The organism is Pseudomonas sp. SWRI77, assembly GCF_014269105.1.
GTDB classification, from domain to species: domain Bacteria; phylum Pseudomonadota; class Gammaproteobacteria; order Pseudomonadales; family Pseudomonadaceae; genus Aquipseudomonas; species Aquipseudomonas capeferrum.
This window is the reverse complement of the sequence record NZ_JABWRV010000010.1, coordinates 20,638-45,200: the sequence shown is the minus strand read 5'-3', so window position 1 is coordinate 45,200 and position 24,563 is coordinate 20,638. Positions and strand designations below refer to the sequence as shown.

Annotated in this window: 21 protein-coding genes; 3 read left to right on the top strand and 18 right to left on the bottom strand. The window is 63.1% G+C overall.

Annotation, left to right across the window (positions count from 1 at the left end; translation table 11 throughout):
* Positions 1-84: 84 nt before the first annotated feature.
* The 3 genes from HU766_RS12100 to HU766_RS12090 all read right to left on the bottom strand — a co-directional run bounded on the left by HU766_RS12100 (position 85) and on the right by HU766_RS12090 (position 4,090).
* Positions 85-2,514 (bottom strand): TonB-dependent siderophore receptor, encoded by a 2,430-nt coding sequence (locus HU766_RS12100; RefSeq protein ID WP_186657006.1) that lies wholly within the window; start codon positions 2,512-2,514, stop codon positions 85-87.
* Between the two features lie 107 nt (positions 2,515-2,621).
* Positions 2,622-3,584 (bottom strand): FecR family protein, encoded by a 963-nt coding sequence (locus HU766_RS12095; protein ID WP_186657003.1) that lies wholly within the window; start codon positions 3,582-3,584, stop codon positions 2,622-2,624.
* Positions 3,585-3,604: 20 nt separating this feature from the next.
* Positions 3,605-4,090, bottom strand: a complete 486-nt coding sequence (locus tag HU766_RS12090; RefSeq protein ID WP_186657000.1) for a sigma-70 family RNA polymerase sigma factor — start codon at positions 4,088-4,090, stop codon at positions 3,605-3,607.
* A 506-nt stretch (positions 4,091-4,596) separates the two neighbouring features.
* On the opposite strand from HU766_RS12090, the gene HU766_RS12085 reads away from it, so the two are divergent.
* Positions 4,597-5,760, top strand: coding sequence for a type III PLP-dependent enzyme (locus tag HU766_RS12085; RefSeq protein WP_047581355.1), 1,164 nt, complete (start codon positions 4,597-4,599; stop codon positions 5,758-5,760).
* Positions 5,761-5,809: 49 nt separating this feature from the next.
* Here the strand turns inward: HU766_RS12085 and HU766_RS12080 are convergent, their stop codons facing one another.
* The gene (locus HU766_RS12080) at positions 5,810-6,559 is read right to left on the bottom strand and encodes a tetratricopeptide repeat protein (protein ID WP_186656997.1); all 750 of its coding nucleotides are present in this window, start codon (positions 6,557-6,559) and stop codon (positions 5,810-5,812) included.
* Positions 6,560-6,562: 3 nt separating this feature from the next.
* On the bottom strand, positions 6,563-7,243 hold the full coding sequence (locus tag HU766_RS12075; RefSeq protein ID WP_186656995.1) for a Fe2+-dependent dioxygenase: 681 nt from the start codon (positions 7,241-7,243) through the stop codon (positions 6,563-6,565).
* 221 nt (positions 7,244-7,464) lie between these two features.
* On the opposite strand from HU766_RS12075, the gene HU766_RS12070 reads away from it, so the two are divergent.
* Positions 7,465-9,777 carry a TonB-dependent siderophore receptor gene (locus HU766_RS12070; RefSeq protein ID WP_186656991.1) on the top strand — a complete coding sequence of 771 codons (2,313 nt, stop codon included), beginning with the start codon at positions 7,465-7,467 and terminating at the stop codon, positions 9,775-9,777.
* Between the two features lie 102 nt (positions 9,778-9,879).
* Positions 9,880-12,435, top strand: coding sequence for a PepSY domain-containing protein (locus HU766_RS12065; protein WP_186656989.1), 2,556 nt, complete (start codon positions 9,880-9,882; stop codon positions 12,433-12,435).
* A 193-nt stretch (positions 12,436-12,628) separates the two neighbouring features.
* Here the strand turns inward: HU766_RS12065 and HU766_RS12060 are convergent, their stop codons facing one another.
* The 13 genes from HU766_RS12060 to fdx form a co-directional block, all read right to left on the bottom strand.
* Positions 12,629-13,420, bottom strand: coding sequence for an amidohydrolase (locus tag HU766_RS12060; RefSeq protein ID WP_033701169.1), 792 nt, complete (start codon positions 13,418-13,420; stop codon positions 12,629-12,631).
* Positions 13,408-14,556, bottom strand: a complete 1,149-nt coding sequence (locus HU766_RS12055; protein ID WP_033701171.1) for a pyridoxal phosphate-dependent aminotransferase — start codon at positions 14,554-14,556, stop codon at positions 13,408-13,410. The genes HU766_RS12060 and HU766_RS12055 overlap by 13 nt, the downstream gene beginning before the upstream one ends.
* 118 nt (positions 14,557-14,674) lie before the next feature.
* Positions 14,675-16,138, bottom strand: a complete 1,464-nt coding sequence (gene der / locus HU766_RS12050; protein ID WP_033701174.1) for a ribosome biogenesis GTPase Der — start codon at positions 16,136-16,138, stop codon at positions 14,675-14,677.
* 117 nt (positions 16,139-16,255) lie between these two features.
* Positions 16,256-17,398 (bottom strand): outer membrane protein assembly factor BamB, encoded by a 1,143-nt coding sequence (gene bamB, locus HU766_RS12045; RefSeq protein ID WP_033701523.1) that lies wholly within the window; start codon positions 17,396-17,398, stop codon positions 16,256-16,258.
* 1 nt (position 17,399) lies between these two features.
* Positions 17,400-18,041 carry a tetratricopeptide repeat protein gene (locus HU766_RS12040; RefSeq protein ID WP_186656985.1) on the bottom strand — a complete coding sequence of 214 codons (642 nt, stop codon included), beginning with the start codon at positions 18,039-18,041 and terminating at the stop codon, positions 17,400-17,402.
* A gap of 39 nt (positions 18,042-18,080) precedes the next feature.
* Positions 18,081-19,370: a histidine--tRNA ligase gene (gene hisS / locus HU766_RS12035; RefSeq protein ID WP_186656982.1), complete on the bottom strand. Its 1,290-nt coding sequence runs from the start codon at positions 19,368-19,370 to the stop codon at positions 18,081-18,083.
* Between the two features lie 25 nt (positions 19,371-19,395).
* On the bottom strand, positions 19,396-20,505 hold the full coding sequence (gene ispG, locus HU766_RS12030; protein WP_033701177.1) for a flavodoxin-dependent (E)-4-hydroxy-3-methylbut-2-enyl-diphosphate synthase: 1,110 nt from the start codon (positions 20,503-20,505) through the stop codon (positions 19,396-19,398).
* Positions 20,506-20,508: 3 nt separating this feature from the next.
* Entirely contained in the window at positions 20,509-21,546 is a 1,038-nt protein-coding gene (locus HU766_RS12025; RefSeq protein ID WP_186656980.1) for a RodZ domain-containing protein, read from the bottom strand.
* Positions 21,543-22,304, bottom strand: a complete 762-nt coding sequence (pilW, locus tag HU766_RS12020) for a type IV pilus biogenesis/stability protein PilW (protein ID WP_186656977.1) — start codon at positions 22,302-22,304, stop codon at positions 21,543-21,545. Before pilW ends, HU766_RS12025 begins: the two co-directional genes overlap by 4 nt.
* A gap of 14 nt (positions 22,305-22,318) precedes the next feature.
* A complete protein-coding gene (gene rlmN / locus HU766_RS12015; protein WP_033701180.1) occupies positions 22,319-23,464 on the bottom strand; it encodes a 23S rRNA (adenine(2503)-C(2))-methyltransferase RlmN in 1,146 nt (381 codons plus the stop codon).
* Positions 23,465-23,492: 28 nt separating this feature from the next.
* Complete coding sequence (gene ndk / locus HU766_RS12010; RefSeq protein WP_033701183.1) at positions 23,493-23,918, bottom strand: nucleoside-diphosphate kinase; 426 nt, start codon at positions 23,916-23,918, stop codon at positions 23,493-23,495.
* Positions 23,919-24,008: 90 nt separating this feature from the next.
* Entirely contained in the window at positions 24,009-24,209 is a 201-nt protein-coding gene (gene iscX, locus HU766_RS12005) for a Fe-S cluster assembly protein IscX (RefSeq protein ID WP_003248529.1), read from the bottom strand.
* A 10-nt stretch (positions 24,210-24,219) separates the two neighbouring features.
* Positions 24,220-24,561 carry an ISC system 2Fe-2S type ferredoxin gene (gene fdx, locus HU766_RS12000; RefSeq protein WP_186656975.1) on the bottom strand — a complete coding sequence of 114 codons (342 nt, stop codon included), beginning with the start codon at positions 24,559-24,561 and terminating at the stop codon, positions 24,220-24,222.
* Between the last annotated feature and the right edge of the window lie 2 nt (positions 24,562-24,563).

Below are 24,563 nucleotides of genomic sequence, written 5' to 3'. Positions count from 1 at the left end.
CCGACCGGTCCGGCGCCCCGGCAAGGCCACTCCTACACACATCTGTGGGGAGCGGGCTTGCCCCGCGAATGGGACGACGCTGTATCAGAACCCTACACTGGCCTGCACATAAAAGGTCCGCGGCTCACCCACATAGAGGCCAGCATTGTTGTCGCTGGAGCGGGTGAAGTACTGCTTGTCGAACAGGTTCTTCACCCCCGCCGCCACCTTCATGTTGGCCATCTGCGGCCCGAAGTCATACCCCCCACGGGCATGCCAGGTCACATAACCCGGAATATCTCCATACTGCCCATCGGCACTCGGCTCGGTGATGTAGTCACCATTGAAGCTGCCATCACTATTGATCCCGGTGCCCGGCGCACGCTGCTTGGATTGGGCATAGGCGTCCAGGTTCCAGGTCCAGCGGTTGATCGCATAGCGCACCCCGGCAGTGGCCACCTGGCGTGAGTAGAACGGCAGGTCACGCCCCTTGAAGCCTGGGATCTCCCCCTCGTATGTGGCGCGGGTATAGGTGTAGCCGCCATTCACCGACAGGCCTTCAAGCCGCGAATCCAGCCCGGCCAGGTCATAACGCACCGACGCTTCGATACCCTGGTGCTTGGTGGCGCCCAGGTTGGTCCAGCCGACATCGTTGCTGATGTACTGCAGCTCGTCATCGAAGTCGATGTAGAACGCTGTCAGCTCACCGGCGAAGCCGCCGTTGTCATAGCGCGTACCCACCTCATAAGTCTTGGCCTTTTCCGGCTCCAGGCCGTTGGCCGTGCTGTTGCCGGTACCGCCCTGGCCCAGCTGGAAGTACTGCAGGCTGCCGAACGAGGTCTCGTAGTTGGCGAACACCTTCCAGGCATCGGAGAGGTGGTACATCACGCTCAGTGCCGGCAGCGGTTCGTTGCTGGTGATGCTGCGCTTCTTCTCTGCCACCGGGCGGTTGTTGGCGCCCAGCACCGGGCGGTCGCGCCAGTCGGTGTTGATGTGCTCGAAGCGGATACCGGGGGTGATGGTCCAGTTGCCGACGTCGATCTTGTCGTCGATGTAGTAGGCGCTGGCCTCGGTGCCGCCGCTACGGTCCTGGAACACATGGCCGTCAGAGGTCGAGGTGGGCGTCGGCACGTTGTCGATCAGCGCCAGGCGGGTCGACTGCTCGCGCATGGCCTCTTTCAGGTAGCGGTAACCCACACTGACTTCCTGGGTAGTGGGGCCGGCGAAGAAGATCCGCGACAGGCGCGGTTCGATGGCGAAGGTGTGGTAGTTGCGCGGGTACGACGACAGGGTCTTCATGTCACGCGAGGCAATGGCGCTGCCACGGAAGCTGTCGGTGTAGTAGGTCAGCACTTCGAACTGGGTAGCGTCGTCGAGCTGGCGCTGCCACTTGAACGATACATCCTTGCGCCGGCCGGCGAAGTAGTCGTAGTCGCGCAGTGACTGGTACGGGTTGCTGTCGTACTGAGCCTGGGTCAGGCCGCCGGGCATGTCGGCACGGCCATCGTAGTAATGGAAGTTGAGCCAGAACTCATCGACGTCGGTCGGGGCCCAGTGGGTCTTGAGGATCACATCGTCGATGTCGTTGCCGTTGTTGCTCTCGCGGTAACCGTTGCCGTTCACCCCGGTGTACAGCAGTGCTACGCCCATGCCGTTGTCGGCGGTGCCGCCGACGAAGGCCGACTCGGTGTGCTTCCAGCCGCCATGCTGCGAGGTTTCCAAGGTGGTGGAAAGCTCAGCCGAGGCCTTCTCTGGGATCGCCCGGGTAACGAAGTTGATCACCCCACCGACGTTCTGCGGGCCGTAGCGCACAGAACCTGCGCCGCGTACCACGTCGATGCTGTCCAGGTTGCCCGAAGAGATCGGCGCCATCGACAGCTGCGGCTGGCCATAAGGGGCGAACGCCGCCGGGATGCCATCGATCAACACGGTCGAGCGGGGCGACAGCCGCGAGGTCAGGCCGCGCACGCCAACGTTCAGCGACAGGTCGCTGCCACCGGTGCCGTTGGAGTCCTGCACCTGCACGCCAGGGATGCCGCGCAGCACGTCGCGAACGTTCATTGCACCCTGCTCGAGCATGGCCTCGCGACGCACCACGGTGCGCGCGCCGGGGTGGTTCTGCACCACGGCCTGGTCGGCATCGCCCAGCCAGTCACCGACCACCTTGATGTCGGTGGGCGCCAGCTCCAGGCTACCGCTGCCCAGGTCGAGGGTGGTCGGCAGCGGCTTTACCACCACTGTGTCCTGGGCCATCTCGAAGGTCAGCCCGCTGCCTTGCAGCAACTGTTGCAGCGCCTGCACCGGCGCCAGGTTGCCGGACACCGCCGGGGCCTGTTTGCCGGCCACAAGCTCAGGGCTGTAGAACAGTTGCAGGTTGGTCTGCTGGCCCAATTGGCTCAGGGCCGAGGCCAGCGGTTGTGCCTGGATCTGGATTGCGCCGCCAGCCTGTTCGGCGTGGCTGTTGACGGCCACGGCACTGACCGCGAGGGCCAGCGCCAGGGCGCGAAAGCGTGGCAAGGATTTGTTGTTGTTCACGTCGTCAGACATCCTGAAGTGCGGGATAAACGCCAACCGCATGCAAATGTAAATGCTTGGCAGTTGCAGCTGGCGAGGAAGACGAACGAGCTGAAATAAACCTGAATCTATTTCGCGATTATTTCGCGAGAGCCGTCTTCATGGGCTTTGATGACCACCGGCAAGATGCTCGGCAAAGCGCGCAGCAGTGCATCGGTGTCGTCGGTGCTGAAGGTGCTTGAGAGGCGCATCTGTGCCACCTTGCCGGGGGCAACCCGCAGCGGCTGGGTGCGGTAGCGGGAAACTTCGGCCGCCACCTCGGCCAGGGGGGCGTTGTCGAACACCAGCTTGCCCTGGCGCCAGGCAGTCAGGGCTGCGGCATTGACCGCGTAGGGCGCCGCCACCTTGCCTTGTGCATCTATATGCGCGCCCAGGCCGGCCGTCAGTTGCGCCAGCGAAGCATCCTTGCCCTGCACCCGTACCGAGCCTTGCTCGACCGCTACGCGGGTGGCGGCCGGGTCCAGCCGTACATCAAAGCGGGTGCCGGTGACGGTCACGCTGCCTTGGGCCGTGTCGACCACGAACGGTCGGCTGCTGTCGTGGGCGACGATGAACATCGCCTCACCGGCGTTCAGTTGAATGTGCCGCCGCCCCGCGCTGAAATCGACCTGCAACTGCGTACCGCCGTTGAGCGTCAGCTGCGAGCCGTCCGGCAGTTCGACCTGGCGGCGCTCACCGAAGGCAGTCTGTAACGGGTCTTGATGATTAAGGCGCTGGTACTGCCAGCCACTCCAGCCGAGGCCCAGGGCAACCACTGCCACACCGGCCGCCAAAGCCTGGCGCAGCAAACGCCGCCGAGGCAGCTGGCGCACGGGCGCTGGCGCGCACAGGGCATCGAGGCGCTGGCGCGGTATGAAGTCGGCGGCGCGCCAGAGGCTGGCGAGCTGCTGGTATTCCTCGCGATGGCGTGGGTCCGCCTCCAGCCACCCTTGCAAGCGGGCCAGCAGCTCGGCATCCCGCGGCGCATCCTGCACGCGGGCGAACCATTCGGCCGCCTGCTCGCGGACGCTATCGGTACCGTGCCGTTTCATCGAAAAGGTCTCCTGACTCATCATGCCGACACGTCCAGGTGCTCACGCAGGTGTCGGAGGGTGCGGATCATATACTTTTCGACCATGTTCTTGCTCAAGCCCATGCGCTCGGCAATCTCGGCCTGGGTCAGGCCTTCGAGCTTCTGCCAGATGAACACCCGCCGGCAGTTGAGCGGCAACTCGGCCAGCGCCCGCTCGACACTGTCGGCAAGCTCCAGCGCGTGTACGTAGGCTTCAGGGTCACCGCTGTGGCTGGCGCTTTCCTCAAAGGCTTCCAGCGCCAGTACCTGGCGCCGGTCTTCACGGCGAAAACCGTCCACGGCAATGTTGCGGGCGGTCTGGTGCAGGTAGGCGCGGGGCTGCTCGACCTGTTCGCGGGGGTTTTCCAGTACCCGTACGAAGGCATCGTGAGCGAGGTCCTCGGCCTGCTGACGACTGCGCAGCTTGCGCGTCCAGGTGCCGATCAGCTCATGGTAGTGGTCGAGGAAGCCTTTGGGTCCGGACACGGTCGGGGTTCGTCAGGGAGGCAGATAAGGGTGCGAATAGTAATGTTTCTCATCAAGAACGGCAAATCCGTCAGTCGGTAACAAAAAATTTATACGGATTTCAGGCACTGCAGTGCCAGGAAAATGTGGCCATAAATATGAACACCTCAGGGCCATTCGCGGGTGACCCCGCGCCGACAGGATTAGCGCAATCCCTATGGGAGCGGGTTCACCCGCCAAAGGGCCGATACGGTCCATTCCACAATATTTAACGCTTCAAACATCCCAAGGAACATCTGCCGGTCACATGAGTCGGTTATTCAAATGGCAGGTCGTCGATCCGCGACGAACATGCCCGGATTGCCTGTTGATCTTGCATTCTTCACGCCCTAAAGTGCGCGCCGAACGTCCATGCTGGAAACGATCCATCCGGCTCAAGTACTGAGTAGGCGAACCAAAGTGGGGATACGGAGGACGTTCAGTTTGCAGCCACTTATCTTTTCAGTTTGCCCATGGAGTCCCTGAGCATGTCGATCCAGGTCGAAGACTATTTCGCGCGTGACACCTTCCAGAAAATGAAGGCGTTCGCCGACAAGCAAGAAACCCCGTTCGTACTCATCGATACCCAGATGATCAGCAAGGCCTACGACGACCTGCGCGCCGGTTTCGAATTCGCCAAGGTCTACTACGCAGTCAAGGCCAACCCGGCGGTCGAGATCATCGACCTGCTCAAAGACAAAGGCTCGAGCTTCGACATCGCCTCGATCTACGAGCTGGACAAAGTGATGGACCGTGGCGTCAGCGCCGACCGCATCAGCTACGGCAACACCATCAAGAAATCCAAGGATATCCGCTACTTCTACGAGAAGGGCGTGCGCCTGTACGCCACCGACTCGGAAGCCGACCTGCGCAACATCGCCAAGGCCGCGCCGGGTTCCAAGGTCTACGTGCGTATCCTCACCGAAGGCTCCACCACTGCCGACTGGCCGCTGTCGCGTAAATTCGGCTGCCAGACCGACATGGCCATGGACCTGCTGATCCTCGCTCGCGACCTGGGCCTGGTGCCGTACGGCATTTCCTTCCACGTCGGTTCGCAGCAACGCGACATCAGCGTGTGGGACGCGGCCATCGCCAAGGTCAAAGTGATCTTCGAGCGCCTGAAGGAAGAAGACGGCATCGAGCTGAAACTGATCAACATGGGTGGCGGCTTCCCGGCCAACTACATCACCCGTACCAACAGCCTGGAAACCTACGCTGAAGAGATCATCCGCTTCCTGAAGGAAGATTTTGGTGACGACCTGCCGGAAATCATCCTCGAGCCAGGCCGTTCGCTGATCGCCAACGCCGGCATCCTGGTCAGCGAAGTGGTGCTGGTAGCGCGCAAGTCGCGTACCGCGGTCGAGCGTTGGGTGTACACCGACGTGGGCAAATTTTCCGGCCTGATCGAAACCATGGACGAGTCCATCAAGTTCCCGATCTGGACCGAGAAGAAAGGCGAGATGGAAGAAGTGGTCATCGCCGGCCCGACCTGCGACAGCGCCGACATCATGTACGAGCACTACAAGTACGGCCTGCCGCTGAACCTGGCGATCGGCGACCGCCTGTACTGGCTGTCGACCGGTGCCTACACCACCAGCTACAGCGCGGTGGAATTCAACGGCTTCCCGCCGCTGAAGGCTTACTACCTGTAATGAAGAACGGGGCCGAAAGGCCCCGTTTTCATGTGTGTCAATGCCGGCCTCATTCCCGACGCTGTTCGAGTTCCTCGGCGTACCCGGCAGCATACCCCACCAGCAACGGTCCAGCGCCCTGCAGCGTGGCCACCGCACTGCGCAGAAAATTCACATTCCCCTCAACCCGCGCACGCTCCAGCCAAGGCCCAGCCTCAGCCACCTGCCCACGCTCGACCAGCACCAGCGCCAGGCTGAACATGCCGCGAAAGTCCCCCGCCTCTGCCGAACGTCGATACCAGCGCACCGCCCGCGCCGGGCTGGGTGCCGTGGCGATGCCCTGTTCCAGGTAACGCCCATACAAGTTCATCGACTTGGCATGCCCCATGTGCGCCGCTTTCTCGTAACAGAGCAACGCCTGGGCCTGGTTTGCCGGTACCCCACGCCCGGTGGCCAGCAGGTTACCCAGGTTGTAAAGGCCCCAGCCCAGCCCCGCGTCAGCCGCACGCGCATAGTGGATGGCCGCCTGCGAAAGGCTCACCTCCCCCCCCCAGCCATGTTCCAGGCAACGCCCAAGCATGTTGTGCGCCATGGCACTGCCGGCCTGGGCGGCGATGCCGAACCAGCGCCGGGCCACACCGGCATCGGCTTCGATGCCACGCCCGTCGAGCAGAATCTGCCCCAGCAGCAACTGCGCCTCGACCGCCCCCTGCCCCGCTGCCGCCAGGATCGCCTGGGCAGCCTTGCCGGGGCTGTCTTCGAGCATGGCCTTGAGGCCTGCAACATCCATCACTTCTTCACGACGCAATTGGTATGACACGTCTCAGACCTCGGCCCAGCGGCGCAGCAGGTTGTGGTAGGTACCCGTCAACTGCAGCAGCGAAGGGTGTTCGGGCACATCGGCGGTGAGTTGCTGGATGGCATTGTCCATCTCGAACAACAGCGCCCGCTGGCTGTCTTCGCGCACCAGGCTTTGCGTCCAGAAAAACGCAGCATAGCGCTGGCCGCGTGTCACCGGGTTGACCTTGTGCAAGCTGGTGCCGGGGTACAGCACCAGGTCGCCGGCCGCCAGCTTCACCTGATGCATGCCATAAGTGTCCTGGATCACCAGTTCGCCGCCGTCGTAACTGTCCGGGTCGCTGAGGAACAGCGTTGACGACAGGTCGGTACGCACCCGCTCCGCGCTGCCCTTGGGCTGGCGCAGGGCATTGTCGATGTGAAAGCCGAAGTTGCCGCCTTCGCGGTAGCAATTGATCAGCGGTGGAAAGACCTTGTGCGGCAGCGCTGCCGACATGAACCGGGGCGTGTTCCACAGGCGGTCGATCAATGCGCTGCCGAGCTCCTTGGCCAGCGGGTGGCCTTCAGGCAACTGCAGGTTGTGCTTGGCCTTGGCCGACTGATAACCCGCCGTGACCTTGCCATCGGCCCAGTCGGCCTGCTCCAGGGCCTCACGGATACGCGCGAGTTCGTCGGCATCGAACAGGCCGGGAATGTGAAGCAGCATGGCGGCGGCACCTGGGCAAATGTAAAGGTGTCAATGATATTGATTACCTTTTACACACCACAAGCCCCATTCGCCGCTTAAGACGTTTCAGCCGACGAAAACCGTAACGGCAAACTGTAAAGATTGTAAATTCTTCACGAATGGTAACTACTCTCAATTGTTAGTCACAATTGCTTACATTAAGATCCGCCGCCTTATCACCTTGGGGAAGGTCCTTACCAATGCGTCACTACGTGCCATCTGCTGTGAGTTCACCACGCCTGATCGTGACCGCCATCGGCGTCGCCATCACTGCTTCGACCGCCTATGCTGCCGAGCCTGCCGCCAACCGTGCCGTTACCCTTGATGCCACCAGCGTCAACGGCAAGGCCGAACAGGCCAGCACCGACTACAAGGTCGAGAAAGCCTCGTCGCAGAAGTACACCGCGCCGCTGGTCGATACACCGCGCTCGGTCACGGTGATTCCGCAGCAGGTGATCAAGGACACCAACGCCCTCAGCCTGCAGGACGCCCTGCGTACGGTACCTGGCATCACCTTTGGTGCCGGTGAAGGCGGCAACCCCCAGGGCGACCGCCCGTTCATCCGCGGCTTCGACGCCCAGGGCGATACCTACCTGGACGGCGTGCGTGATACCGGCGCGCAAACCCGTGAGATCTTCGCCATCGAGTCGGTGGAAGTGGCCAAGGGCCCGAACTCGGCCATCGGTGGCCGAGGCGCCGCAGGCGGCACCATCAACCTGGTGAGCAAGCGTGCGCACCTGGGCAACTCGCTGGACGGCGCCTGGACCTGGGGCAGTGACCAGACCCAACGCTACACCTTCGATGGCAACTACCAGTTCAGCGACACCGTCGCCGGTCGTCTCAACCTGATGACCCACGAGAGCAACGTCGCCGGCCGTGACAAGGTCAACTACGACCGCTGGGGCATCGCCCCATCCCTGGCCTTCGGCCTGGGCACGCCGACCCGCGTCAACCTCGACTACTACCACCTGGAAAGCGACGACCTGCCGGACTCGGGCATCCCCTACACCATCCCGACCTCGGGCAGCGGCGGGCGCACCTCGGCGCACCCGAGCAAGCCGAACGACGGTGGCGACAGCGACAACTTCTACGGCCTGACCGGCCGTGACTTCCGCAAGAGCCGGGTCGACATCGCCACCTTCGCGATCGAACACGACCTGACCGACTCGCTGACCGTCAAGAACACCCTGCGCCATGGCAACAGCATGCAGGACTACATCCTGACCCAGCCGGACGACAGCAAGGGCAACGTCAACAACGGCAGCGTCTGGCGCCGTGCCAACAGCCGCGTCGGCAACACCGCCACCACCACCAACCAGACTGACCTGTTTGGCGAGTTCTACCTGGGCGGCATGAAGAACAGCTTCTCCACCGGTATCGAGCTGAGCCGCGAAGAGAGCAAGCGTTCGTCCTACACCGTCGACACCGATACCGTGCCGGGGGGCAGCGCCAACAGCAACTGCACCCCAGGCATGATCGGCGCCAGCAGCGGCTACAACTGCACCTCGCTGAGCAACCCGAACCCGGACGACCCTTGGAACGGCAACATTGCGCGCAACTACGCGGGCACCGACACCAAGAGCAACACCCGCGCCCTCTACGTGTTCGACACCCTGGAGCTGACGCCTGACTGGCTGCTGAACATGGGCCTGCGCTACGACCACTTCGACACCCAGTACCGCACTTACGATGCCGCCGGCGCTACCGTGGTGAACAGCAAGGGCGTTGCTTCCAAGGGCCGTGACACCAGCGAGTTCATCACCGGCCAGCTGGGCCTGGTCTGGAAACCGGCTGAAAACGGCAGCATCTATGTTTCCTACGCCACCTCCGCAACGCCACCCGGCGCAATGCTGGGTGAAGGCACCGAAGGCAACCCGCTGGGCAACACCAGCGACCGCGCCGGCAACCTGCTGAGCAGCGACATGGAGCCGGAAGAAACTACCAACTACGAGATCGGCACCAAGTGGGACCTGCTCGACCAGCGCCTGTCCCTGGCCGCCGCGCTGTTCCGCACCGAGAAGGAAAACGCTCGCGTGCAGGTAGATACCACCAGCTACGAAAACGTCGGTGAAACCCGCGTGCAGGGCATCGAGCTGTCGGCCAGCGGCAAGCTGACCGACAAGTGGCAGGTTTTCGCCGGTTATACCTACATGCAGGCCCGCCAGATCGACGGTGGCCCGCTGGGCAAGGCCAACGACGGCAACCAGCTGCCGAACACGCCGAACAACAGCGCCAGCCTGTGGACCACTTACGCGATCACGCCGAAGCTCACCGTCGGTGGCGGCGCGTTCTATGTGGATGACGTCTACGGCAGCGTGGCCAACACCACCATGGTCGACAGCTATGTACGTTACGACGCCATGGCGGCCTACAAGCTGACCAAGAACGTCGACCTGCAGCTGAACGTGCAGAACCTGACCAACGAGGTGTACTACGACAAGGCGTTCTCCACCCACTTCGCCAACCAGGCGGCGGGCCGGACCGCGTTGCTGACCACCAGCGTCCACTTCTAAAGCAGCAACCCGAAGCCCCGTTCATTCCAGTGAGCGGGGCTTTTGCGTACCAAGGCATAATGCACGCCGCGCAGGTTGCGGCAGCACGACAAGGTGATCGATGTGGTGAAGAAGACGCTGTTCCAATTGCACTGGTTCTTTGGCATCACCGCTGGCCTGGTGCTGGCCTTGATGGGCATTACCGGGGCGATCTGGTCGTTTCAGGAAGAACTGCTGCGTGCGTTCAATGCCGATGTGCTGAAGGTAGAAGTGCGCCCCGAGGGCGTGCTGCCGCCCGCCGAACTGGTGCAGCGGGTCGAGGCTGCGCAAGGCGAGAAGGTGTCGATGCTGTGGGTCGACCTTCATCAGGGCAACGCAGCGCGAATCTTCTTCACCCCACCGCCGGGCCAGCGCCGCGGCGAGCTGCGCTATGCCGACCCGTACACCGGCGAGCTCAAGGGCGAAGTGGCCGGGCAGGATTTCTTCAACCTGATGCTCAACCTGCACCGTTTCCTGGCCATGGGCGACAGTGGTCGGCAGATCACCGGCGCCTGCACCCTGATACTGATCTTCTTCTGCCTCTCCGGCCTGTACCTGCGCTGGCCGCGCAAGGCGCTCAACTGGCGGGTCTGGCTGACCTTCGACTGGGCCAAGAAAGGCCGCGCCTTCAACTGGGACCTGCACGCCGTGGCAGGTACCTGGTGCCTGCTGTTCTATCTGTTGTTCGCCCTCACTGGCCTGTTCTGGTCCTACGAATGGTATCGCCAAGGCCTGAACACCCTGCTGGCCGACGCGCCGGCAGCAGGCCAGCAGCAAAAGCGCGGCGAAGGCCGTGGCCGCCACGGGCCACAGAAGGTCGATAAAAACGCACCGCCGCTGGTGGTCGACTATGACGCCATCTGGGCCCGCCTCAAGGCTGCCGCAGGCCCCGGCCTGGCCGCCTACAACCTGCGCCTGCCACCGGCAGGTGGGCAACCGGCCAACCTGTTCTTCCTGCTGGACAACGCTGCGCACCCGCGCGCCTTCGACACCCTGGTGCTGGACCCGGCCACCGGCCAGGTGAAAAACCACGACCGCTACGCCGACAAATCCTTCAAGGCGCAGTTGCTGCAGAGCGTTTACGCCCTGCACGTGGGCGAGTACTTCGGCCTGCCGGGGCGCATCATCGTCACCCTCGCCAGCCTGACCATGCCGCTGTTCTTCGTGACGGGTTGGCTGCTGTACCTCGACCGCCGCCGCAAGAAGCGCCAGGTGCGCGCCGCCCGCAGCAACGTCGACAGCGTCAACGCCGGCAGCGACAGCTGGCTGGTCAGCTTCGCCAGCCAAAGCGGCTTTGCCGAACAGCTGGCCTGGCAGAGTGCCGGGCAGTTGCAGGCTGCCGGCCTGCCGGTGCAGGTCCGCGCCTTGGCCGAACTGGGCGAGGATGACTTGCGCCAAGCCCGCCGTGCACTGTTCGTGGTCAGTACGTTTGGCGATGGCGAAGCCCCTGACAGCGCCCGCGCGTTCGAGCGCAAGGTGCTTGGCCAGCCGTGGGCGCTGAACAACCTCAACTACGCAGTGCTCGCCTTGGGCGACCGTCAGTATCCGCACTTCTGCGGTTTCGCCCGGCGCCTGCAGGCCTGGTTGGCTGAGCGCGGCGCCAGCACTGCGTTCAGCCCGGTGGAGGTAGACAGCGCCGACCCGGCGGCCCTGCAGCAATGGCAGCAGGCACTGGCGCAACTGACCGGCGCTCAGCCGGTAACGGCCTGGCAGCCAGCAAGCTTCGGCAACTGGACCCTGGTGCAACGCGCGCTGATGAACCCGGGCAGCCAAGGCCAGCCGGTTTACCTGATCGGCCTGCGTGCCGAAGCGCCCGCCAGCTGGCAGGCTGGTGACCTGGTGGAAATCTTGCCGCGCAATGGTCAGCCGCGGGTCGATGCCTTCCTCCATGGCCTGGGGCTGAATGCCGACACGTCCGTGCAGCTCGACGGCCTGAGCGAAACCTTGGGTCAGGCGCTGGCCAGCCGCCAGTTGCCGAGCCGGCGCGATCACCTGGTGGGGCTGCACGCCCAGGCGCTGGTCGATGCGCTGGTACCGATCGGCACGCGTGAATACTCCATTGCCTCGATCGCCAGTGACGGTGTGCTGGAGTTGATCGTGCGCCAGGAACGTCACCCCGATGGCACCCTCGGCCTGGGTTCCGGTTGGCTGACCGAGTACCTGCCGGTGGATGGCGCGCTGGGCTTGCGCCTGCGCCGCAACAGTGGCTTCCACCTGCCCGCGTCGCCGGCACCCATGATTCTGATCGGCAACGGTACCGGGCTGGCGGGTTTGCGCAGCCTGATCAAGGCACGCATCAACGCGGGCGAGCAGCGCAACTGGCTGTTGTTCGGTGAGCGTAACCGGGCCCACGACCTGCTGTGCGGTGATGAGCTGCAGGGCTGGCTAGGCAGCGGTGACTTGGCGCGCCTGGACCTCGCGTTCTCGCGGGATCAGGCAGAGAAGGTGTATGTGCAGGATGTGTTGCTGCAGCAGGCCGAAGCGGTCAAGCGCTGGGTCGCGGACGGCGCCTGTGTGTATGTCTGTGGCAGCCTGCAAGGGATGGCTGCCGGTGTTGATGCCGCGCTGAAGGGCATTCTCGGAGAAGCGTTGGTCGAGCAATTGATCGAAGAGGGGCGCTATCGGCGGGATGTGTACTGATCACCGCCACAACTGATACAGCCCACCTTTGTGTAGGAGCGGCCTTGCCGGGGCGCCGGACCGGTCGGAACGGGCTGCGAAGCGGCCCCAGGATATTGGCGGCAGCGCTGAAATCGATGGGGCCGCTTCGCGGCCCGTTCCGACCGGTCCGGCGCCCCGGCAAGGCCGCTCCTACACAAGGGCCGGTGCTGACTCAGTGAAGCTCGAAAGTATCAGCATCCAGGTTAGCCGGGAACTTGCTGCGGTAAGCCGCCAGCTCCGCCGCCCGCAACACCACCGTGAACACCCCATCCGCCTCGCCCGCGCTGAGCAGGCTCTCGCCCTGGAAGTCCAGCACCTGGCTGTCACCCGAATAAGCGAAGCCCTTGCCATCGGTGCCCACGCGGTTCACCGCCGCCACATAACACAGGTTCTCGATGCCGCGGGCCGGCAGCAGGCGGTTCCAGTGCTGGCGGCGCGCGGCCGGCCAGTTGGCGGTATACAGCAACAGGTCGGTGTCCTGGGCATCGCGGCTCCACACCGGGAAACGCAGGTCGTAGCAGATCAACGGGCGCACCCGCCAGCCCTTGATCTCGAACTGCACCTGGCGCTCGCCCGGGGTGTAGTGCTTATGCTCACCGGCCATGCGGAACAGGTGGCGCTTGTCATAGTGCAGGATCTCGCCATCCGGCCGTGCCCAAAGCAAGCGGTTGCGGTGGCTGCCATCGGCGGCCTGGATGATCACGCTGCCGGTGACCACTGCGTCGATCCGCTTGGCCTGGGCCTTGAGCCATTTGTAGGTCGGGCCGTTCTCAGGCTCAGCCAGGCGTTGCGACTCCATGGAAAACCCAGTGGTGAACATCTCGGGCAGGATCACCAGGTCAACATCACCCGCCTGGTCGAGCAATACCTCGAAATGCGCATAGTTGGCCTCGCGGTCATGCCAGGCCAAGGTGGTTTGCACCAGGGCGATTTTCAGGTTGGGCAGTGCACTCAGATCGCGCATAGTTTTTCCGCTGCTTGACGCAGCGTCTCCTCACGTTTGGCAAAGCACAGGCGCACCAGGCGTTGCTCGGGGATAGGTTGCTGGTAGAACACCGACACCGGAATGGTCGCCACACCATGCTCGCGGGTCAGCCACAGCGCCATGTCGACGTCGTTCAGGTCCGGGCGGATCTGCGAATAGTCCACCAGTTGGAAGTAGGTGCCGGCCGCGCGGCGGAAACTGAAGCGCGAACCCGCCAGCAAGTCGCAGAACAGGTCGCGCTTGGCCTGGTAGAAGCCGGGCAGTTGGTCGAGGTGCTCGGGGTGCTCGGCCATGAAGTCCGCCAGCGCGCACTGCAAAGGCGTCACCCCGCAGAAGTTGACGTACTGGTGCACCTTGCGCAGCTCTGCACTCAGGGCCGCTGGCGCAATCACGTAGCCGGTCTTCCACCCCGTCACATGGTAGGTCTTGCCAAACGAACTGACCACGAAGGCACGGCTATACAGCTCGGCATGGGCCAGTACGCTGGCGTGGCCTACACCGTCGTAGACCAGGTGTTCGTAGACCTCATCACTGACCAGGTAGATATCGCGCTCGGCAATCAGCCGCGCCAACTGGTCCAGGTCTTCTCGGGTGATCAACGCGCCGCTGGGGTTGTGCGGCGAATTGAGGATGACCATGCGTGTGCGCGGGCTCAGGGCATCGCTGAACTTCTGCCAGTCGATGCGAAAGTCGCCGTCACTGAGTTGTACATGCACGCAACGTCCGCCGGCCAGCTCTACGGAAGGCTCATAGCTGTCGTAACAAGGGTCGAAGACGATCACCTCGTCACCGCTGTGGATCACCGCCTGAATGGCACAGAAGATCGCCTCGGTGGCACCGGGGGTGATGGTCACTTCCTGATCGGCATCGACCTTGGCCCCATACAGGCGCTCGACCTTGGCCGCAACCTGCTGGCGCAGGGCCGGCAGGCCGGTCATCGGCGCGTACTGATTATGCCCGGCGGCCACATGCCGGCCCACTGCATCGAGCAGGGCCTGCGGGCCATTGAAGTCAGGGAAACCTTGGGAGAGGTTGAGCGCACCGGTCTGCACGGCGAGCTGGGACATGGTAGTGAAGATGGTCGTGCCGACATTCGGCAGTTTGCTGCGGATCATGGAGCCCTCTTTCCTGGGGACTGAGAGCTATAAGCTACAAGCTTCAAGCCACAAGAAAAAGCGGCATGCATCACCGTCTGCTTCTTCTTGCAGCTTTGAGCTTGTAGCTTGCCGCTAGTTAGCGCTTGTCGCGGCGCTTCTTCTCGGCCTTCTTGTGGTGCGACATCAAGCGGCGCTTCTTGTTGACCTGGCGATCGGTGAGGGTGTTTTTCTTGCCCTCGTACGGGTTTTCACCCCCCTTGTACTCGATACGGATCGGCGTACCGACCAGCTTGAGCACGCGGCGATAGGTGTTTTCCAGGTAACGCGAGTACGACTTGGGAATGCTGTCGGTCTGGTTGCCGTGGATCACGATCAGCGGCGGGTTGGCACCCCCCAAGTGCGCATAGCGCAGCTTGATGCGGCGGCCATTGACCAGCGGCGGCTGGTGCTCGCTCACAGCGTCTTCGAGGATCTGCGTCAGGCGGCTGGTCGGCCAGCGGGTTACCGCCGACATGAACGCGGCCTGTACCGACTTGTACAGGTTGCCCACGCCCGTGCCGTGCAGCGCGGAAATGAAGTGGATGTCGGCGAAGTCGACGAAGAACAGCCGACGCTCCAGTTCGGTCTTCACGTAGGCGCGCTCACCCGGCTCCATGCCATCCCACTTGTTCAGGGCGATGACGATGGCGCGGCCGGCTTCGAGGGCGAAGCCCAGCAGGTTCAGGTCATGGTCGACCACCCCTTCGCGGGCATCCATGACGAAGATCACGACGTTGGCGTCCTTGATCGCCTGCAGCGTCTTGACCACGGAGAACTTCTCGACTTCCTCGTGGATCTTGCCGCGCTTGCGCACCCCGGCGGTGTCGATGAAGGTGTACTTGTCGCCATCACGCTCGAACGGGATGTAGATACTGTCACGGGTAGTACCCGGCTCGTCGTAGACCACCACGCGCTCTTCGCCGAGCATGCGGTTGACCAGGGTCGACTTGCCGACGTTCGGGCGGCCGATGATGGCGATCTTGATGCCATCCTTTTCGCTCGGGCCAGGGATGCGCACGGCTTCCTCGCCTTCGGCGACGTCCTGGTCCAGCGCTTCGTCTTCGGCATCGCGCGGCAGGTGGCCAAGCACGGCTTCCATCAGGGCGCTGATACCACGGCCCTGGGAGCCCGCCACCGGGATGGCGTTGCCCATGCCCATCGGCGAGAACTCGGCGCGGGCGACGTCAGGGTCGATGTTGTCGATCTTGTTGGCGACCAGAATCGCCGACTTGTTCCGCTTGCGCAGGTGCTCGGCGATCATCAGGTCTGCTGCGGTCATGCCCGCACGGGCATCGACCAGGAACAGCACATAGTCGGCTTCTTCGATGGCCATGAGCGACTGCTCGGCCATCTTCTCGTCCATGCCCACTTCGTCACCGGTAATACCACCGGTGTCGATCAGGATGAAGGAACGACCCTGCCAGGAGGCATCACCATACTGGCGGTCACGGGTCAAACCCGACAGGTCACCGACGATGGCATCGCGGGTTTTGGTCAGGCGGTTGAACATGGTGGATTTGCCGACGTTCGGCCGTCCCACCAGGGCGATTACGGGAACCATGCGGCTCTCCACTCTTGAATTCTTGAAAATGCAAAGGCCGCTGCAAGGCAGCGGCCGGAGTTTGTGCGGCGTTTCCTACACCGCGGCTCAAGCCCGTTGGCGGACTTGAGCTTAGCTTCAGCGGACGGTCAGTGCCTCGAGCTTGCCGCTGTTGCCGAAGACGTAGATGGTGTCGCCGACCACCAGGGGCCGGGCGCGCAGGCCATCACTGTCGATTCGCTCGCGACCGACGAAGCGGCCATCGACCTGGCTGAGCAGGTGCAGGTAACCCTCGAAGTCACCTACAGCCACGTAGCTGGAGAACACTTCCGGTGCCGACAGCTGACGGCGAGCCATGGAATCGTTGGTCCACAGGGCGCTGGAAGAGCGCTCGTCGACACTTTCAACGGTACCCGAGGCTTCGCTGACATAGACGTTACCGTAACCCTGGGCGACACCCACGTAGCTGGAAGCATCACGCTGCCACAGCACACGGCCGCTTTCCAGGTCCAGGCCCGCTACGCGGCCCTGGTAGGTGCTGACGTACAGGGTACCACCGGACAGCAGCAAGCCGCCGTCGATATCCACTACGCGGTCCAGCTCGGAACGCCCCTGCGGGATGGCCACGCGGCTCTCCCACACCGGCACGCCGTTGCTGATATCCACCGCGATCACCTTGCCGGTGGACAGGCCGGCAACCGCCATGCGGTTGGTCACGATCGGCGCGCCGGTGCCCCGCAGGGTCAGCACGGCCGGGGTGCTTTCATAGATCCAGCGGCGGTCGCCGGTCGCGGCATCGAGGCCGATCAGGCGGTCGTCCTGGGTCTGCACCACCACCACGTCACCATTGTTGGCCGGTGGTGCCAGCACTTCACTGGTCACGCGTGAGCGCCAGCGCTCTTCACCGGTGCTGGAGTCCAGCGCGATGACTTCGCCTTTGAGGGTACCGAGCATGACCAGCCCGTAACCCACACCGACAGCGCCCGACACCTGCAGGTCGAGGTCTTTTTTCCAGGCCACGTCGCCGGTGATGCGGTCGAGGGCGAAGACTTCGCCGTTGACGTCGGAGGCGTAGATACGGTCGTTTTCGATGGCCGGTACCAGGGTGTTGTACGTCTCGCCCTGGCCGTCACCGATCGAACGGCTCCACTGCTTCTTCAGTACCACTTCCTCGGTGAACTTGGTCAGCTCGGCCGGGGGCAGTTCCTTCTTGCTGTTGCTGCTGCAACCCGCGGCCAGAACGGCCAGGGTCAGCACTGCTGCTTGTTTCCAACCGATCACGTCAGGCGTCCCCTTTGGCCAGGTCATCCAGCTTCAATTGCAGGCCACCGACCGCCGCTTCATCGGACAGCGCGGCCTTGGCTTTTTCATAAGCGCTGTGGGCATCGTCGGCGCGACCAAGCTGTACCAGCAGGTCACCCTTCAATTCTTCGCGGCTGGCCAGGAACGCCTTGTCGGCGTCGCCGTCGAGCAGCTTGAGGGCCTCATCGGCCTTGTCCTGGGCAGCCAGTACACGGGCCAGGCGCTGGCGCGAAATTTCGCCCAGCGTGGTATCGGCAGGCTTGTCCAGCACACCCTTGAGCTCGGCGGCGGCGTCGTCGAGCTTGCCGCTCTCGACTGCGACCTTGGCCACGAACAGGCTGCCATACTGGGCGTAGGCGGTACCGCCAAATTCGCTCTTGAGCTTGCCGGCCAGTTCCGCGACCTTGGTCGCGTCTGGCTGGCCGCTTGGCGTCAGGCTGGTCTCAAGCAATGCCTGGTACAGCTGCGAGGCACCTTGCGACTGGTTGTCCTGGTACTTGTGCCAGGTATTCCAGCCCAACACCACCACGCCGGCCAGCAGGGCACCGGTCAGCAGTGGCTTGCCGTTGCGGTTCCACCAGTCCTTGACCCCTGCCAGGTCATCATCATCTGTACTCGACACCCCAATACTCCTTTTCGCCTATTCGCTTGTTGAACCGCGTTACGCCTGAGCGATTGCGGTTTCCAGGTGCTCAGCCAGAGCATCCCAGGCAATGTTCTGTTGTTCGCCCTGGCCACGCAGGGGCTTCACGCCGATTTCCTGCTTGGCCAACTCGTCGTCGCCAAGAATCAGGGCCAACAGCGCGCCGCTCTTGTCGGCTTTCTTGAATTGGCTCTTGAAGCTGCCGCCACCGGCGTTGACCACCAGGCGCAGGCCCGGCAGGCGATCACGCAGGCTTTCGGACAGGCGCAGGCCAGCCAGCTCTGCCTGTTCACCGAAGGCGCAGAGGTAGACATCGACCTGACGGCTGATCGACTCGGGCACCTTGCCCAGGGTCTCCAGCAGCAGGATCAGGCGCTCGATACCCATGGCGAAACCTACACCAGTGGTCGGCTTGCCGCCCATCTGCTCGACCAGGCCGTCGTAGCGGCCACCGGCACAGACGGTGCCCTGGGCGCCGAGCTTGTCGGTCACCCACTCGAACACGGTCTTGCTGTAGTAGTCCAGGCCACGCACCAGCTTGGTGTTGATCACGAACGGGATGCCGGCCGCATCCAGACGGGCCTTGAGGCCCTCGAAATGCACGCGGGACGCTTCGTCCAGGTAATCTTCGAGCTTCGGTGCACCGACCAGCACCGCCTGGGTGTTCTGGTCCTTGCTGTCGAGGATGCGCAGCGGGTTGCTCTTGAGGCGACGCTGGCTGTCTTCGTCCAACTGCTCAAGGCGTGCCGACAGGAACTCGACCAGCGCATCACGGTAGCGCGCACGGGCTTCACTGGTGCCCAGGCTGTTGAGCTCGAGCTTGACCGCGTCCTGGATGCCCAGCAGGCCCCACAGGCGCCAGGTCAGCATGATCAGCTCGGCGTCGATGTCCGGGCCATCGAGGTTGAACACTTCCACGCCGATCTGGTGGAACTGGCGGTAACGGCCTTTCTGCGGGCGCTCGTGGCGGAACATCTGGCCGATGTACCACAGTTTCTGCACCTGGCCGTTGCCGGTGATGCCATGCTCCAGCACGGCACGCACGCAGGCGGCGGTACCTTCAGGGCGCAGGGTGAGCGAATCGCCGTTGCGGTCCTCGAAGGTGTACATCTCTTTTTCGACGATGTCGGTCACTTCACCGATGGAGCGTTTGAACAGCTCGGTGAACTCGACGATCGGCGTGCGGATCTGGCTGTACCCGTAGGTATCCAGCAGACCGGCCACGGTGCCTTCAAAGTAGCGCCACAGTGGCGACTGTTCTGGCAGGATGTCGTTCATGCCACGGATGGCTTGCAGCGATTTGCTCACGAAAAGTCCTTACGAATGCTGTGTGTCAGCCACGGGCGATCAGCGCCGCGTCGGCCTCGGCCTTCTCGGCCGCTTTCTGGCGGATGAGCTTCTCGAGCTCATCGACCAGGTTGTCATTGGTCAGCTTCTGCGCCGGTTTGCCGTCGATGTAGATCAGGTTTGGCGTACCGCCGGTCAGCCCTACATGGGCTTCCTTGGCTTCGCCGGGGCCGTTGACCACACAACCGATCACCGCCACGTCGAGCGGCACCAGCAGGTCTTCCAGGCGCCCTTCCAGCTCGTTCATGGTCTTGACCACATCGAAGTTCTGCCGCGAGCAGCTCGGGCAGGCGATGAAGTTGATGCCACGCGAACGCAGGTGCAGCGACTTGAGGATGTCGTAGCCGACCTTCACTTCTTCGACCGGGTCAGCGGCCAGGGAGATACGAATGGTATCGCCGATGCCCTCGGCCAGCAGCATACCGAGGCCGACGGCGGATTTCACCGTCCCCGAACGCAGGCCACCGGCTTCGGTGATGCCCAGGTGCAGGGGCTGGATGATCTGCTTGGCCAGCAGGCGATAGGCTTCGACGGCCATGAACACGTCGGAGGCCTTGACGCTGACCTTGAAGTCCTGGAAATCCAGGCGGTCCAGGTGCTCGACATGGCGCAGCGCCGACTCGACCAGCGCCGCTGGGGTCGGTTCGCCGTACTTCTTCTGCAGGTCCTTTTCCAGGGAGCCGGCGTTGACGCCGATACGGATCGGGATACCGCGGTCACGGGCGGCATCGACCACCGCGCGTACACGGTCTTCACGGCCGATGTTGCCCGGGTTGATACGCAGGCAGTCGACACCCAGCTCGGCCACGCGCAGCGCGATCTTGTAGTCGAAATGAATGTCGGCGACCAGCGGTACACTGACCCGTTGCTTGATGCGGCCAAACGCTTCGGCGGCGTCCATGTCCGGTACCGAGACGCGCACGATGTCGACACCGGCATCGACCAGACGCTGGATCTGGCCGACAGTGGCGTCGACATCGTTGGTGTCGGTGTTGGTCATGCTTTGCACCGCGATGGGCGCATCACCACCCACCGGCACATTGCCGACCCAGATTTTGCGGGATTCGCGACGTTTGATCGGAGATTCGCCGTGCATGACTTACTGTCCCAACTTCAGGCGAGCAGTCTCGCCACTGGTGAACGGAGCAACATCGACGGCCTGGCCGTTGTAGCTGACCTGGGCGCCACGGGCAAAGCCCAGGCGTACCGCGAACGGCGGTTTGCCGGTCAGCTCGAGGTTGTCGCCCTTGCGCTTGACGGCGCTGAACAGCACCTTGCCGTTGCCGTCGGAGACTTGGGTCCAGCAATCGGCAGTGAACTGGATGGCGACCTTGGCGCTACCGGCAGGTACTGCGACCGGTGCGGCCGGCTCGGCGGCGGCTACCACAGGGGCAGCCGCGACAGGTGCCGTGGCAGCAGGTGCTACTGCAGCAGGTGCTGGCGTTGGCGCAGTGGCTGCGGCGGGCACTTGTGCCTGCGCGGCCGGGGCTGGCGTTGCGTTTGCAGCTGGGGTTTGCGCAGGGCTGGCCGGCACTTGCTCGGCGGCGGCAAGCGGCTGTTCGCCAGCGGCCTGCTCCAGCGGCAACGGTGCGCTTTCAGGTTGCTGGCCTGCCGTCACGGCCTGGTCTTCAGGCTCGTCCAGCGGGTGGATCTGCGTGGTGCCGTCGGCGCTCTCGACCTCGACGTGCTCGAGGGCGATCTTGGCCAGGTCCTTGCCCCGCAAGCTGCCCTGGTCCTGCCACCAAACGAAACCACCACCGACCACTGCCACCAGCAGCAACAGGCTGACACCGCGCAGGATGTTGTGCGACAGGCGCACCGGTTCTTCGATGCGGCCCAGCGAATGCACTTCACTGCCCTTGGCGTGGGTACCGGTGTACTGGTCGAAGGCCTCGACCAACGCGGCCTGGTCCAGGTCCATCAGTTTGGCATAGGCGCGGATATAGCCACGGGCGAAGGTGTGCCCGGGCAGCTTGTCGAAGGCGCCGGTTTCCACGTGGTTCAACGAACTGACAGTGAGGTTGAGCTTGCGGGCCACCTCGGCTTGTGACCAGTCCCGCTTCTCACGGGCCTGGCGCAAAAGCTCACCGGGGTTCTGGCCAGGCGCTACTGCTACTTCGGGATGCGCGGCGTTCATCGTTGCTCCGACAGGTATTGCTGATATTCCGGCGTACCGGGATAAAGTCGTTGTAATTGCTGGCCCAGGTCGGCCAGTGTGCCCTGCTCGTCGAATACCCGGGCAAGGCGGCTGCCCAGCAGAAGGCTACGGGCGTCATGGTCGCTCAACCGGCTGAAACGATCGTAGTAGTCCAGGGCCGGCACATAATGCCTGTTTTCGTAGGACAACTCAGCCATTTCCAGCAACGCTTTCGGTTGCTGCGGGTTGAGTTGCAACGCTTTGAACAGATATGTGTGGGCCTGGTCACGACGTTCGAGCTTCAGGGCAGTCAGGCCAAGGTTCTCGTACACACGGGAGCGTTCAGGATACAGGGTATCGGCGCTGGCCAGGCGAAACATCTGCTTGGCCTCGGCAAATCGCCCCTGAGCATAAAGGAAACTGCCGTAATTGTTGCGAATTCGCGTATCGCCAGGGCGTGCCTGCAGGGCTTTTTGAAAGTGTTTCTCGGCCAGCCCCGGCTCACCCTGCGCCTGAAACACCAGCGCCAGGGCGGCGTGTGCGCCGGTATCGCTGGCGTCGAGGGCGAGGGTTTTGCCAAGCGGCGCCTTGGCCTGCTCGGTCAGGCCTTGTTGCAAATACCCAAGCCCAAGCTGCACATAAGCCCTGCCCGCCTCTTCCCGCCCCTGCCGACTGGCCAGCGGATCGCCCGCGCCGCCCGACACGCAGCCGGCCAGCAGCAAAAGCGCAAGGATCGACAGCGCGGCGCGCAGGCTCATGGCTAGGTTCTCGGTCAGTGGCGCGCGGCGCTGTCTGGCAGCTCGGCGTCGGCAGACAACTGGCGCACGGCGATGTAGCGCTCACTGCGGCGGGTGCGGTCGTTGACCTGGCCGACCAGCTGACCACAAGCGGCGTCGATGTCCTCGCCACGGGTGGTACGGGTGGTGACGTTGAAGCCGCCGTGGTGCAGCAGGTCCTGGAAGCGGCGGATAGCATTGTTGCTAGGACGCTCGTAACCGGAATGCGGGAACGGGTTGAACGGGATCAGGTTGATCTTGCACGGCACGTCGCGCAGCAGCTCGATCATCTGTGCGGCGTGCTCGGGCTGGTCGTTGACGTCCTTGAGCAGGGTGTACTCGACCGTCAGCACGCGCTTGCCACCCAGGGTGGCCATGTAGCCCATGCACGACTCCAGCAGCACCTTCAACGGGTACTTCTTGTTGATCGGCACCAACTGGTTGCGCAGCGCGTCGTTCGGCGCGTGCAGCGACAGGGCCAGCGACACGTCGATGTGCTTGGCCAGCTCGTCGATCATCGGCACCACGCCCGAGGTGGACAAGGTGACGCGCCGTTTGGAAATGCCATAGCCCAGATCATCCATCATGATCTTCATGGCGGCGATGACATTGTCGAAGTTCAGCAGAGGCTCGCCCATGCCCATCATGACCACGTTGGTAATCGCGCGGTCGACTTTGGCCGGGACGGTCCCGAAGGATTTGTTGGCAAGCCACACTTGGCCGATCACTTCGGCGGCGGTGAGGTTGCTGTTGAAGCCTTGCTTGCCGGTGGAGCAGAAACTGCAATCCAGGGCGCAGCCGGCTTGCGACGAGACGCACAAAGTGCCGCGGTCGTCGGTGGGAATGTAGACGGTCTCGACGCAGCTGCCGGAGGCAACGCGGATCACCCATTTACGGGTGCCGTCGGCGGAAATGTCTTCACTGACCACTTCCGGTGGGCGAATTTCGGCAACAGCCTCGAGCTTTTCGCGCAAGGCCTTGCCGACGTTCGTCATGGCGGCGAAATCATCGACGCCAAAATGGTGAATCCATTTCATCACCTGGCCGGCACGGAAGCGCTTCTCCCCGATAGAGTCGAAGAATTGTTCCATTTCCGGCTGGGTCAGGCCCAACAGGTTGATTTTGCCAGTAGATGTCGTCATGGATTCACCCTCACCCGTAAGCTTTCGCTTAGCGAGTGGTTACCTCGGTAGCAGCGAAGAAGTAAGCGATTTCGCGAGCAGCGGCAGCTTCGGAGTCCGAACCGTGAACGGCGTTGGCGTCGATCGACTCGGCGAAGTCAGCACGGATGGTGCCGGCAGCAGCTTCTTTAGGGTTGGTAGCGCCCATCAGCTCACGGTTCAGAGCGATTGCGTTTTCGCCTTCCAGAACCTGAACGACAACCGGACCGGAAGTCATGAAGGCAACCAGGTCGCCGAAGAAGCCGCGCTCGCTGTGCTCAGCGTAGAAGCCTTCGGCTTCGGCTTTGGACAGTTGCTTGATTTTCGAGGCAACGATTTTCAGGCCGGCGTCTTCGAAGCGAGTGGTGATCTTGCCGATGACGTTTTTGGCAACTGCGTCAGGCTTGATGATCGAGAAAGTACGTTGAACAGCCATGGAAAACTCCAGAAATATGAGTGTTGCGAAAAATTAAACCCGCGAATTATACGCGGGTTCCAGGGGATTGCCTAACCTGCAGCGTCGCGCTTAGTCGGCTTCATCAATCCAGGCCGCCTGGATGGCCTCGAGCACTTTCTCACCGCCGCGTGACGGATCGTCGCTGAACTCTGGCAATGCCAGCACCCAGCGGTGCAGATCGACGAAATTCACGTAACGAGGATCGACTTCCGGCTTGCTTTCTGCAAGCTGGATGGCGATCTCAAGTACATCAACCCATTTCAGACTCATGCAAAAATCCTCAGTGGGGCGCTTCGGCAGCGTGGTTGAGCGAATACTTGGGGATCTCGATGGTCAGGTCCTGATCACCGACGACTACCTGGCAGCCGAGGCGCGACTGGGCCTCCAGGCCCCAGGCCTTGTCCAGCATGTCCTCTTCCAGCTCGTCGGCTTCATCGAGCGAGTCGAAACCTTTGCGAACAATGCAGTGACAGGTGGTGCAGGCCTTTACGCCACCGCAGGCGCTTTCCATCTCGATGTGATGGTCGTGGGCCAGCTCCAGGATGTTGGTCCCGGGCGCGACCTCCACGGTCAGCCCCTCCGGGCAGAACTTCTCATGCGGCAGGAATGTCACCAGCGGCATCG